We start from the raw sequence: 12,737 nt of genomic DNA, 5'->3' as shown, positions 1-12,737 counted from the left end.
GCAGCAGCCCTGTTTTAAAAGCCAAGGCCCTGCGGTCCTTATCGCAGCCTGCGGCAGCGACTACTTGTACGGCAGTTGCAGAACAAAATTGACAAAAAGCCCTCTAATCGGCTCCAGCCCGCATAAAGCGCCTATGAGCGGTTTAAACCCATTGGCGTTGGTGGCATTCTGGCAGCTTGATTGCACGCGCCGCTAAACGGTCACGAGAGTCAAACCCGCTCTTACAGGAACATTCAATGAATACCGAAGGACAGACAGAACTCGTTGCTACTGAGGCTGAGCCCATTGTGGAGCAGGCCACTGAGACACCGCCCGTGCCGGAAGCTCACGCACCTGCTGCGCCTGAAGCGCCAGCGGCGGCGCAACCAGCCATTGCCATTCCGGGTCTGGATGACAGCAGCCTGTATATCCACCGTGAACTCTCGCAGTTGCAATTCAACATCCGGGTGCTTGAGCAGGCGCTGGATGAGTCCTACCCGCTGCTTGAGCGGTTGAAGTTCCTGTTGATTTTCTCCAGCAACCTGGACGAATTCTTCGAAATTCGTGTGGCCGGCCTGAAGAAACAAATTACCTTCGCCCGCGAACAAGCGGGCGCCGATGGCTTGCAGCCGCACCAGGCGCTGGCCCGGATCAGCGAGCTGGTACACGGCCACGTTGATCGCCAATACGCGATCCTCAACGACATTCTGCTGCCTGAGCTTGAAAAGCATCAGGTGCGCTTTATTCGTCGCCGTTACTGGAACACCAAGATCAAAGTCTGGGTGCGCAAGTTCTTCCGCGACGAAATCGCGCCGATCATTACCCCGATCGGTCTCGACCCGACGCACCCGTTCCCGCTGCTGGTGAACAAGAGCCTCAACTTTATCGTTGAGCTTGAAGGCATCGACGCCTTTGGCCGCGATTCCGGCCTGGCGATCATCCCGGCGCCGCGCTTGTTGCCACGTGTGATCAAAGTGCCTGAAGAGGTCGGTGGCCCAGGCGACAACTACGTGTTCCTGTCGTCGATGATTCACGCCCACGCCGATGACCTGTTCCAGGGCATGAAGGTGAAGGGGTGCTACCAGTTCCGTCTGACCCGTAACGCCGACCTGGCTGTGGACACCGAAGATGTAGAAGACTTGGCCCGTGCCCTGCGCGGCGAGCTGTTCTCGCGTCGCTACGGCGATGCGGTGCGTCTGGAAGTGGCCGATACCTGCCCGAAACACCTGTCGGATTACCTGCTCAAGCAGTTCAACCTGCAAGAGACCGAGCTGTACCAGGTCAACGGCCCGGTGAACCTCACGCGGCTGTTCAGCATCACCGGCCTGGACAGCCATCCGGAGCTGCAATACACGCCGTTCACCCCGGCGATTCCGAAGTTGTTGCAGAACAGCGAGAACATTTTCAGCGTGGTCAGCAAGCAGGACATCTTGCTGCTGCACCCGTTTGAGTCCTTCACCCCGGTGGTCGATTTGCTGCGTCAGGCGGCCAAAGACCCGCACGTACTGGCTGTGCGCCAGACCCTGTACCGCAGCGGTGCCAACTCTGAAATCGTCGATGCGCTGGTGGATGCCGCGCGTAACGGTAAAGAAGTGACCGCGGTGATCGAATTGCGGGCGCGGTTTGACGAAGAGTCCAACCTGCAACTGGCCAGCCGTCTGCAAGCCGCCGGTGCAGTGGTGATCTACGGGGTGGTGGGCTTCAAGACCCACGCCAAGATGATGCTGATTCTGCGCCGTGAAGCGGGCGAGATCGTGCGTTACGCGCACTTGGGTACGGGCAACTACCACGCCGGTAACGCGCGCCTGTACACCGACTACAGCTTGCTGACATCGGATGATGCGCTGTGCGAAGACGTCGGCAAGTTGTTCAGCCAACTCATCGGCATGGGTAAGACCCTGCGCATGAAAAAGCTCCTGCATGCGCCGTTTACCCTGAAAAAAGGCATGCTCGACATGATTGCCCGCGAAACGCAGTTTGCGTTAGAGGGCAAGCCTGCGCACATCATCGCCAAGTTCAACTCGCTGACCGACCCGAAAATCATCCGCGCGCTGTACAAGGCCAGCCAGTCCGGCGTGCGCATTGATCTGGTGGTGCGTGGCATGTGCTGCTTGCGTCCGGGCATTCCGGGCGTCTCGCACAACATTCACGTGCGCTCGATCATTGGCCGCTTCCTGGAACACACACGGGTGTTCTACTTCCTCAATGGCGGCGAAGAGCAGATGTTCCTGTCGAGTGCTGACTGGATGGAGCGCAACCTCGATAAACGTGTCGAGACGTGCTTCCCGGTAGAGGGCAAAAAGCTGATTCTGCGGGTCAAGAAGGAGCTGGAATGCTACCTGACGGACAACACCCACAGCTGGAGCCTGCAGTCTGACGGCCGTTACGTGCGCAACACGCCGACCGGCAACCAGAACCCGCGCAGCGCCCAAGCGACCCTGCTGGAGCGCCTGAGCCTGCCGGTACTGACCGTCAGCACCGGCCCGTCGGTGTAAGTGAGCGAGCTCGCTTTCACCCACTTGTAGTCGCTGACGAAGAATGAGGCTGCGATGGGTTGCGCAGCGACCCCGCATAGAGGTCCTGCGGCCCGAATCGCAGCCTCGTTCCTCGTCAGCGACTACAGGTTTTTGCAAAGGCCCTTACGAAATAGTCAGCACTATCCCGACGCGCGTTAGCCATTGGGCTTCTTGTTCGAAGTCGGCCTTGGTCAGCGGGTTCTGTTCCAGCCAGCCTTCAGCGAAGATCACTTCCAGGTGATCGCCATCGGCGCGCAGCTTCACTTGCGACGCTTCCTGGTTGCCACGGATGTGGTAGAACAAAATCGCAAAACGCAGCAGCACGCACAGGCGAATCAGTTTGATGCCTTCGGCGCCAAACTCGGCGAACTTGTCTTTTGGAATGTTACGGCGATGACCGCGCACCAGCAGCGCGAGCATTTGCTGGTCTTCACGTGAGAAACCGGCAAGGTCGGAGTGCTCGATCAGGTAAGCACCGTGCTTGTGGTAGTGGTAGTGGGCAATGTCCAGGCCGACTTCATGGACCTTGGCCGCCCAGCTCAGCAGCTCGCGCCAGACCCCGTCTTCGAGTTCCCATGACTTGGCCACCTGGTCAAACGCGCGCAGGGCTTTACGTTCAACCCGTGCGGCTTGTTCCAGATCAACGTGGTAGCGCTCCATCAGCGAACTCAGGGTGCGCTCGCGCACGTCTTCGTGGTGATGACGACCTAACAGGTCGTAGAGCACGCCTTCACGCAGGGCGCCGTCGCAGTGGTCCATGCGTTGCAATTCAAGGGCGTCAAAAATCGCCTCAAGAATCGCCAGCCCGGCCGGGAAAATCGCCCGACGGTCTGGCTTGATGCCTTCGAAGTCGATTTTGTCCACTTCACCCAGCTTGAACAGCTTGCGCTTGAGCCAGGCCAGGCCCTCGGCATTCACTTCGCCTGCACCGTGGCCGCCGGCTTTGAGGGCAAGGCCAATGGCGCGGATGGTGCCGGAGGAGCCGATGGCTTCATCCCACGTCAGGCGGTGCAGCGCGTGCTCAATGCTCATGAGCTCAAGGCGCGCCGCGGTGTATGCCTGGGCATAACGTGCCGGAGTGATCTTGCCGTCGCGGAAATAACGCTGGGTAAAGCTCACGCAGCCCATCTGCAGGCTTTCACGCAGCAGGGGCTCAAAACGTTGGCCGATGATGAATTCGGTACTGCCACCGCCGATGTCGGCCACCAGGCGCTTGCCCGGTGTGTCGGCGAGGGTGTGCGAAACGCCCAGATAAATCAGGCGCGCTTCTTCACGTCCAGAAATGACTTCTACGGTGTGGCCCAGGATTTGTTCTGCGCGCACGATAAATTCATTGCGGTTGCGGGCTTCTCGCAAGGCGTTGGTGCCCACGATGCGCACGGCGCCCAAGGGCATGCCTTTGATCAATTGCGCAAAACGCTTCAAGCAATCGAGGCCACGCTGCATGGACTCTTCGTTGAGGTGGCGTTCTTCGTCGATACCGGCAGCCAGCTGCACCTTATCGCCAAGACGTTCAAGAATGCGGATTTCGCCGTTCTGAGCCTTGGCCACCACCATGTGAAAGCTGTTAGAACCCAAGTCTATAGCGGCGATCAGGGACGGATTCTTGCTTTTGGATTGGGGCATGTTTGAGGAGTCTCGGTCGATAACTTCGCCATCGTGCCACGATCAAACGCTCGCGCCAACGCGTGATGTGCGATGCATTGATATGGAGCACGTAAGAGATGACGTTAGCTTGTTCCTGACAACTCGTATTTTTTAAACGATCTAATTTTTGTCACACATCCCCTGTAAAAGCCCCCCGCTAACGGTAGGAGCGAGCTTGCCTCGCGATCTTTTACGGGTTGAAAAGATCGCGAGACAAGCTCGCTCCTACAGGGTTTAAACCTCAACCGAACCGATAAAATTCGCCAGCTCAGGGGTTTTCGGGTTGGCGAACAGCATTTTGGGGTCGCCCACCTCATGCACCTTGCCCTGGTGCATAAACACCAGTTTGTCGCCGACTTCGCGAGCGAAGCGCATTTCGTGGGTCACCATAATCAGCGTCATGCCTTCGCGGGCCAATTGGCGCACCACGTTGAGCACCTCGTTGACCAGTTCGGGGTCGAGCGCCGAGGTGATTTCGTCACACAGCAGCACTTTGGGCGACATGGCCAGCGCCCGGGCAATGGCCACGCGCTGTTGCTGCCCGCCCGACAGGCGTTCGGGGAAGGCATCGAACTTGTCGCCCAGGCCCACACGCTCCAGCATCTCGCGGGCCAGTTGCGCGGCCTTGGCCTTGGGCACTTTTTGCACCACTTGCGGGGCCAGCATGACGTTTTCGCCGACGCTCAAGTGCGGGAACAAATTGAACTGCTGAAACACCATGCCGACTTTCTGGCGCAGGCTGCGCAAGTCAGCGCGGGCGGCGTCCATGTATTCGTCATCGACTTCAATGACCCCGTCGTTGATCGACTCCAGGCCGTTCAAGGTTCTCAGCAGCGTACTTTTGCCCGAGCCGCTGCGGCCAATGATCGCGACCACCTGGCCTTGTTCAACGCTCAGGTCGATGCCTTTAAGCACGTGATGGTCGCCGTAGTATTTATGCAGGGCGGTAACTCTAAGCAGAGGCATGCAGTCTCCTTTCCAGATAGCGCGCACTGAGCGACAAGGGGTAGCACAAGAGGAAGTAACCGAGCGCCACCAAGCCGTAGACCATAAAAGGCTCAAAAGTGGCGTTGGCCAGCATGCTGCCGGTCTTGGTCAGCTCGGTGAAACCAATGATCGAGGTGACGGCGGTGCCTTTAATCACCTGCACCGAAAACCCTACAGTGGGCGCGATGGCCACCCGTAAGGCTTGCGGCAAAATCACGTAACGCAGTTGTTCCAGCGGGCTTAGCGCCAGGCTGGCCGAGGCTTCCCACTGGCCATTGGCGATGGATTCGACGCTGCCGCGCCAGATCTCTGCCAGGTAAGCGCTGGTAAACAGCGTCAGCGCCAGGGCGGCGGCCATCCACGGCGAAATGTCGATGCCGAGCAAGGCGATGCCAAAAAAGATCAGAAACAGTTGCATCAACAAAGGCGTGCCCTGAAACAGCTCTATATAGCCGCGTGCCAGCGTGCGGGCGAAGCGGCTCCTGGAGATGCGCATCAGCAGCACCAGCAGGCCGATCAGGCCGCCACCGATAAAGGCCACGACGGACAGCGCGACGGTCCATTGCAGGCCCGCCAGCAAATTGCGCACGATGTCCCAGAAGGTAAAGTCCATCAGCGACTCCTGCTCAGGTAGCGGCGGCCGAAGGCATTCAGTAACTGGCGAATCAACAGCGCCATGCACAAGTAGATCAGGGTGGTCAGGGCGTAGGTTTCAAAGGCCCGGAAGTTGCGCGACTGAATGAAGTTGGCGAAAAAGCTCAGCTCTTCGGTGGCAATTTGCGAACACACCGCCGAGCCGAGCATCACGATGATGATTTGGCTGCTCAGTGCCGGCCACACTTTGGCCAGCGCGGGCTGCAAGACCACATAGCGAAACGCCTCAAAGCGCGACATAGCCAGCGCCGCGGCGGCTTCCAGTTGGCCTTTGGGGATGGCCTGAATGCCGGCGCGAATAATCTCGGTGGAGTAAGCACCGAGGTTAATCACCATGGCCAGTGCCGAGGCTTGCCATTCGCTGATGTGCACGCCAAGGCCCGGTAAGCCGAAGAAGATAAAAAACAACTGCACCAAAAACGGTGTGTTGCGAATCACTTCAACGTACAGACCAAACAGGGCGGCGAAAGGGCGGATGTTCCAGGCCCGGACCACCGCCCCGACAATCCCCAGGCTGACGCCAAACAGCGTGCCGATGGCGGTCAGTTCCAGGGTGAACAAGGCGCCGCGCAGCAACAGGTCAGTGTTTTGCAGGACCGGTAAAAAGTCGAACTGATAAGCCATGATGACCTCGTTGCGGGTGATCAGAGGTCGGCTGGCAGCGGCTCTTTAAGCCATTGCAGCGCATTCTTTTCCAGGCTGCCGTCGGCTTTGGCGGCGCTCAGAATCTGGTTCACCTTGTCCAGCAGCTCAGGCTGGCCCTTGTTGACCCCGACATACACCGGCGAGTCCTTGAGCTTTAGCTTCATGGCCGGGATGCGCTTGGGGTTACGCTCGCTGATGGTCACCATCACCACGTTGCCGCTGGCGATCAGGTCTACTTGCCCGGCCAGGTAGGCGGCGATGGTCGAGTTGTTGTCTTCAAAGCGTTTGATCGTGACACCGGCAGGCGCCACGTTGGTCAGCTCGATGTCTTCAATGGCGCCACGGGTGACGCTGATGGTTTTACCTTTGAGGTCATCCAGCGTCTTGATTTCTGCGTCTGGCGGACCAAACACGCCGAGGTAGAAGGGCGCGTAGGCGTGGGAGAAGTCGATGACTTTCTCGCGATCCGGGTTTTTACCCAGGCTGGAAATCACCAGGTCGACTTTACCCGTGGTCAGATACGGCACGCGGTTGGTGCTGTTGACCGGCGTGAGTTCCAGTTTGACCTTGAGCTGGTCGGCCAACAGTTTTGCCGTATCAATGTCCAGGCCGCGCGGTTTCATGTCAGGGCCTACCGAGCCAAACGGCGGGAAATCTTGCGGGACGGCAACCTTCAAGGTGCCGCGAGCCATCACGTCATCAAGTTGATTGGCGCGGGCCGGTGTCTGAAACAACACCAGGCTGGCGAACAAGGCACATATCAGGGCGCTGTAGCGCTGGGTCATGGCAACTCTCCAAATCGGGTGGACGGTGATGTCTGCTATTGGACAGAGCACAGGCCATGCCAACAGCGGTTTCAGGGCTGGGAGGCAGGGTTCAGAAGGCTTGCGGCGGTCGGACTGGTCTGAACAGTTGTCGGGCTTTTTGCACCTCAATCGGGCATTGCGTACACAGCTTGAACCGCCGTGGGGCGTGACTTGCCGAGCGCCGGCAATAGCTTTACAACTACGTTCCAACCTCAGCCGATCAAGTCGATTTGTGATGAATTCAAGCGCACGCGCGGTACCCGAAGTGGCGCTGTTGGCCATTCGTAAACTGATCGATGAGCACGGCTTTGCGCCGGGTGATGCATTGCCTTCGCAGCGCGATCTGGCGGTGCAGTTGGGGGTCAGCCGGGCGTCATTGCGTGAGGCGCTGTCGTCATTGAGTGCGTTGGGTGTGGTCAGCGTCCAGCCCGGCAAAGGCGTTTACGTGCAAACGGTGGGCGAGCCCGCAGCGATCGCCACTGCGTCTGACTGGCCTTTTGCGGCGCAGGCCTGCCCTGAGGACATCTTTCAATTGCGTTACGCGCTTGAGGGGTTGGCGGCAGGGTTGGCCGCCGTGAGGCTGACCCGTGATGAACTCGACGTGCTGCAAGACAATGTCGAGGCCATGCGCCTGGAGTTGCGCGCCGAGGACTTTACCCTGGCGGCGCAACTGGACTTTGAGTTCCATCAGATTATTTTGCGCGCCAGTGGCAACCAGACCATGGCGAATATTCTGATAACCCGGGCCGATATCTTTCTTGAAAGCCAGAAATTGCCCTTTATTCGCCCTGAGCGGGCGATGGAAACCTGGCAAGAACACCGCAAAATCCTTCGCGCATTGGCGCGCCACGCCAGCGGGCCAGCGCACAAAGCCATGAGCGAGCATATACGCCAGGCGGCTTCGCGCACCGGGATCGCTTTTGTCACCTCCGGCGTGTTTTGAAAGGGCTCATACTCAGGCTCATGTGCGGCCATAGTAATAGACAATCATCCGTCAGCTTCCTGAACGCGGTGATGACGGCTATGATGTGCTACGTTTTTGCTTACAACCACGGAGACTTCCATGAGCAGCGATCTTATTAAACACGTTAGCGACGCTAGCTTTGAGGCCGATGTTCTCAAGGCTGAAGGCGCTGTATTGGTCGATTACTGGGCTGAATGGTGTGGCCCTTGCAAAATGATCGCGCCAGTTCTGGATGAGATCGCCGAGACTTACAAAGGCAAGCTGACTGTTGCCAAGCTGAACATTGACGAAAATCAGGAAACCCCTGCCAAGCACGGCGTTCGTGGTATTCCAACGTTGATGCTGTTCAAGAACGGCAACGTTGAAGCCACCAAGGTCGGTGCGCTGTCGAAGTCGCAGCTGGCTGCATTCCTCGACGCTAATATCTAAGCGTTGTTAAAAGCCCCGCAAATTGCGGGGCTTTTTCATGGCTCAAGGACTAGACGCTATGAAACTCAAGTGGTACATTCGGCCCCGCACTGGTTTCTCCACTGCCCCCTGCAAGCCGTCGCCGACGCACTCCTTATCGAATTAGTACGCGATCCTGTCGCCTTCTCTGCGGCGCGGCCTCATTAAGCCAAAAGCTTAATTTCCCCCTCCATAAATGATTACGTCATTCCTATATGAACCTGACTGAACTCAAGCAAAAGCCGATTACCGAACTGCTCGAATTGGCCGAACAGATGGGCATAGAAAATATGGCCCGTTCGCGCAAGCAGGACGTGATTTTCTCCCTGCTGAAAAAGCACGCGAAAAGCGGCGAGGAAATCTCCGGTGATGGCGTGCTGGAGATCCTCCAGGACGGCTTCGGCTTCCTCCGCTCTGCTGACGCCTCTTACCTGGCCGGCCCGGACGATATCTACGTCTCGCCTAGCCAGATTCGACGTTTCAACCTGCGCACCGGCGACACCATCGTCGGTAAAATTCGCCCGCCAAAAGAAGGCGAGCGTTATTTCGCACTGTTGAAAGTCGACACGATCAACTTCGATCGTCCAGAGAACGCGAAAAACAAGATTCTCTTCGAGAACTTGACCCCGCTGTTCCCGAACGTGCGCATGAAGATGGAAATCGGTAACGGTTCCACCGAAGATTTGACCGGTCGTGTAATCGACCTCTGCGCCCCGATCGGTAAAGGTCAGCGCGGTCTGATCGTTGCTCCGCCAAAAGCGGGCAAAACCATCATGCTGCAGAACATTGCGTCGAACATTTCGCGTAACAACCCGGAAGTGCACTTGATCGTTCTGTTGATCGACGAGCGTCCGGAAGAAGTAACCGAAATGCAGCGTACCGTGCGCGGCGAAGTGGTTGCCTCCACCTTCGACGAGCCGCCAACCCGCCACGTGCAGGTTGCCGAAATGGTGATCGAGAAGGCCAAGCGCCTGGTCGAACACAAAAAAGACGTGGTGATCCTGCTCGACTCCATCACCCGTCTGGCCCGTGCCTACAACACCGTGATCCCGAGCTCCGGCAAGGTATTGACCGGTGGTGTTGATGCCCACGCCCTAGAGAAACCAAAGCGTTTCTTCGGTGCTGCGCGAAACATCGAAGAAGGCGGCTCGCTGACCATTATCGCCACCGCACTGGTTGAAACCGGGTCGAAGATGGATGAAGTGATCTACGAAGAGTTCAAAGGCACCGGCAACATGGAACTGCCTCTGGACCGCAAAATCGCTGAAAAACGCGTCTTCCCGGCGATCAACATCAACCGTTCCGGCACCCGCCGTGAAGAGTTGCTGACCGCTGACGACGAGTTGCAACGCATGTGGATCCTGCGCAAGCTGTTGCACCCGATGGACGAAGTGGCAGCCATCGAGTTCTTGATCGACAAGCTGAAGCAGACCAAGACCAACGATGAGTTCTTCCTGTCGATGAAGCGCAAGTAAATCGCCGGAAGTTAAGCAAGAGCCGGGGAAACCCGGCTTTTTGCTGTCTAACCTTTCTTGATTTTGGGCAGCTCTCCCTTCAGATCACGCGGCTTGGGCGCTACACTCGGTGCCCCAACGCCACGGCCAACATGAGGCTCAAGCATGCAGTACCGCGACTTACGTGACTTTATCAGCGGCCTGGAACAGCGCGGTGAACTCAAGCGCATCCAGGTTCCGGTGTCACCCAAACTGGAAATGACCGAAATCTGCGATCGCACATTGCGCGCCAAAGGTCCGGCCTTACTGTTTGAAAACCCGGTGGGTCACGATATCCCTGTGCTCGGCAACCTGTTCGGCACGCCTGAGCGCGTGGCTTTGGGCATGGGCGCTGACTCGGTGAGCGAGCTGCGTGAAATCGGCAAGCTGCTGGCGTTTCTGAAGGAGCCCGAGCCGCCTAAAGGTCTGAAAGACGCGTGGTCCAAGTTGCCGATCTTTCGCAAGATCATTTCCATGGCGCCGAAAGTCGTCAAAGACGCGGTGTGCCAGGAAGTGGTCATTGAGGGCGACGATGTCGACCTCGGCCTGTTGCCGGTTCAGCATTGCTGGCCGGGAGACGTGGCGCCGCTGATTACCTGGGGCCTGACCGTCACCAAAGGTCCGAACAAGGACCGCCAGAACCTGGGCATTTATCGCCAGCAGGTGATTGGCCGCAACAAAGTCATCATGCGCTGGTTGAGCCACCGTGGCGGTGCGCTGGACTACCGTGAATGGTGCGAAAAACACCCCGGTACGCCGTTCCCGGTGTCTGTGGCGCTGGGTGCTGACCCGGCCACCATTTTGGGCGCCGTCACCCCCGTGCCAGACAGCTTGTCCGAATATGCCTTCGCCGGGCTGCTGCGCGGCAACCGCACCGAGCTGGTGAAGTGCCGTGGCAACGACCTGCAAGTGCCGGCCACCGCTGAGATCATCCTCGAAGGCGTGATCCACCCCGGCGAAATGGCCCCGGAAGGCCCATACGGCGACCACACCGGTTACTACAACGAGGTCGACAGCTTCCCGGTGTTCACCGTTGAGCGCATCACCCACCGGATCAAACCGATTTACCACAGCACCTACACCGGCCGTCCACCAGATGAGCCGGCGATTCTGGGCGTGGCACTCAACGAAGTGTTCGTGCCGATTCTGCAAAAGCAGTTCCCGGAAATCACTGACTTTTACCTGCCGCCTGAAGGCTGCTCGTACCGCATGGCCATCGTGACCATGAAAAAGCAGTACCCGGGGCACGCCAAGCGCGTAATGCTCGGTGTGTGGTCGTTTTTGCGCCAGTTCATGTACACCAAGTTCGTTATTGTCACCGACGACGACATCAACGCGCGCGACTGGAACGACGTGATCTGGGCCATCACCACCCGCATGGACCCCAAGCGCGACACGGTGATGATCGATAACACGCCTATCGACTACCTCGACTTTGCATCGCCGATTTCGGGCCTGGGGTCGAAGATGGGGCTGGATGCAACCAACAAATGGCCAGGCGAAACCTCCCGCGAATGGGGTCGGGTCATCGTCAAGGATGAGGCCGTGACTCGCCGGATCGATGACATCTGGAATCAATTAGGAATAGATTGATGCGTGTAACCTTGCAGCCTTCAGGCGCCGTATTGGACACCTTGCCTGGCGAGCGGATTCTGGATGCGGCGCAGCGCCTGGGCTATGAATGCCCGCAAAGCTGCCGCAATGGTAATTGCCACGTGTGCGCAGCCTTGCTGGTTGAAGGGCAGGTGGAGCAGGCGGGTGAAGTCCGTGACCATGGCGAGGTTTACACCTGCCTGGCGGCGCCGCTGGAAGACTGCGTGGTGTTGTGGGATGGCGTCCTTGCGTTGGGAGAATTACCGGTGCGTAGCTTGGCCTGTCAGTTGACCGAATGTGTCGAATTGGGTGGTGATGTGTGGCGGGTGCGCTTGCGTGCACCGGCGGGCAAACTGCCGCGTTATCACGCCGGGCAATACGTGATGCTGGAGCGTGAAAACGGCGAGAAGTCGGCGTTTTCACTGGCCAGCGCACCGCACTCGGGGCGCGACCTTGAGCTGCACGTGCTGGTGCGCGAAGACAGCGCCCGCAGCCTGATCGAGCAGTTGCAACGCAACAACATGATCCGTCTGGAGCTGCCGTTTGGCGACACACACTTGTCTGAATTGCCGGACGGGCCGCTGGTGCTGATCGCCGCGGGCACCGGCATGGCGCAAATGCACAGCCTGATCGAGCATTGCCGCGCCAAAGGGTTCAAGCATCCGGTGCATTTGTACTGGGGCGTGCGTCGTCCTGAAGACTTTTACGCGTTGGAAGAGTGGGACGCCTGGCAGCAGATCCCCAACCTGTTCTTGCACAAGGTCGTCAGTGATTTGTGCGGCTGGGAAGGGCGTTGCGGGTTGTTGCACGAAGCGGTGTGTGAAGACATCAGCGACCTTAGCGCTGTCTCGGTGTATGCCAGCGGCTCGCCTGCCATGATCTACGGCACCCTCGACGCGCTGGTTGAAGCGGGCATGGACGCGCACCAAATGCGCGCCGACGTGTTCGCCTACGCGCCCCGTCCTTGACGTAACCCCGTCTTCGACGCCGCTCTGTCACGCAGCAA

At 58.4% G+C, this 12,737-nt stretch carries 11 protein-coding genes; 6 read left to right on the top strand and 5 right to left on the bottom strand.

Annotated features, from left to right (window positions below; translation table 11 throughout):
* Positions 1-236 precede the first annotated feature (236 nt).
* Positions 237-2,474 carry a polyphosphate kinase 1 gene (gene ppk1, locus ACJJU9_RS24125; RefSeq protein WP_048366897.1) on the top strand — a complete coding sequence of 746 codons (2,238 nt, stop codon included), beginning with the start codon at positions 237-239 and terminating at the stop codon, positions 2,472-2,474.
* Between the two features lie 144 nt (positions 2,475-2,618).
* Here the strand turns inward: ppk1 and ppx are convergent, their stop codons facing one another.
* From ppx to ACJJU9_RS24100, 5 genes are all read right to left on the bottom strand, one after another.
* Positions 2,619-4,121 carry an exopolyphosphatase gene (gene ppx, locus ACJJU9_RS24120; RefSeq protein ID WP_048366896.1) on the bottom strand — a complete coding sequence of 501 codons (1,503 nt, stop codon included), beginning with the start codon at positions 4,119-4,121 and terminating at the stop codon, positions 2,619-2,621.
* Between the two features lie 255 nt (positions 4,122-4,376).
* Positions 4,377-5,108, bottom strand: a complete 732-nt coding sequence (locus ACJJU9_RS24115) for an amino acid ABC transporter ATP-binding protein (protein ID WP_407729701.1) — start codon at positions 5,106-5,108, stop codon at positions 4,377-4,379.
* A complete protein-coding gene (locus tag ACJJU9_RS24110; RefSeq protein WP_173430624.1) occupies positions 5,095-5,745 on the bottom strand; it encodes an amino acid ABC transporter permease in 651 nt (216 codons plus the stop codon). The genes ACJJU9_RS24115 and ACJJU9_RS24110 overlap by 14 nt, the downstream gene beginning before the upstream one ends.
* The gene (locus tag ACJJU9_RS24105) at positions 5,742-6,407 is read right to left on the bottom strand and encodes an amino acid ABC transporter permease (RefSeq protein ID WP_048366893.1); all 666 of its coding nucleotides are present in this window, start codon (positions 6,405-6,407) and stop codon (positions 5,742-5,744) included. The genes ACJJU9_RS24110 and ACJJU9_RS24105 overlap by 4 nt, the downstream gene beginning before the upstream one ends.
* Positions 6,408-6,427: 20 nt before the next feature.
* Positions 6,428-7,213 (bottom strand): transporter substrate-binding domain-containing protein, encoded by a 786-nt coding sequence (locus ACJJU9_RS24100; protein ID WP_048366892.1) that lies wholly within the window; start codon positions 7,211-7,213, stop codon positions 6,428-6,430.
* 256 nt (positions 7,214-7,469) lie between these two features.
* Between ACJJU9_RS24100 and ACJJU9_RS24095 the strand changes: the two genes are divergently transcribed.
* From ACJJU9_RS24095 to ACJJU9_RS24075, 5 genes are all read left to right on the top strand, one after another.
* Complete coding sequence (locus tag ACJJU9_RS24095; RefSeq protein ID WP_407729700.1) at positions 7,470-8,177, top strand: FadR/GntR family transcriptional regulator; 708 nt, start codon at positions 7,470-7,472, stop codon at positions 8,175-8,177.
* A gap of 120 nt (positions 8,178-8,297) precedes the next feature.
* Complete coding sequence (trxA, locus tag ACJJU9_RS24090; protein WP_003206727.1) at positions 8,298-8,627, top strand: thioredoxin TrxA; 330 nt, start codon at positions 8,298-8,300, stop codon at positions 8,625-8,627.
* Between the two features lie 233 nt (positions 8,628-8,860).
* Complete coding sequence (gene rho, locus ACJJU9_RS24085) at positions 8,861-10,120, top strand: transcription termination factor Rho (protein ID WP_048366890.1); 1,260 nt, start codon at positions 8,861-8,863, stop codon at positions 10,118-10,120.
* A gap of 144 nt (positions 10,121-10,264) precedes the next feature.
* The gene (gene ubiD, locus ACJJU9_RS24080; protein WP_048390472.1) at positions 10,265-11,731 is read left to right on the top strand and encodes a 4-hydroxy-3-polyprenylbenzoate decarboxylase; all 1,467 of its coding nucleotides are present in this window, start codon (positions 10,265-10,267) and stop codon (positions 11,729-11,731) included.
* Positions 11,731-12,699: a CDP-6-deoxy-delta-3,4-glucoseen reductase gene (locus ACJJU9_RS24075; RefSeq protein WP_153326048.1), complete on the top strand. Its 969-nt coding sequence runs from the start codon at positions 11,731-11,733 to the stop codon at positions 12,697-12,699. Before ubiD ends, ACJJU9_RS24075 begins: the two co-directional genes overlap by 1 nt.
* The last annotated feature ends 38 nt before the right edge of the window (positions 12,700-12,737 follow it).

Origin of the sequence: Pseudomonas helleri (assembly GCF_045830615.1) — a bacterium.
GTDB classification, from domain to species: Bacteria; Pseudomonadota; Gammaproteobacteria; order Pseudomonadales; family Pseudomonadaceae; genus Aquipseudomonas; species Aquipseudomonas helleri.
This window is presented reverse-complemented; position numbering and strand designations above follow the sequence as displayed.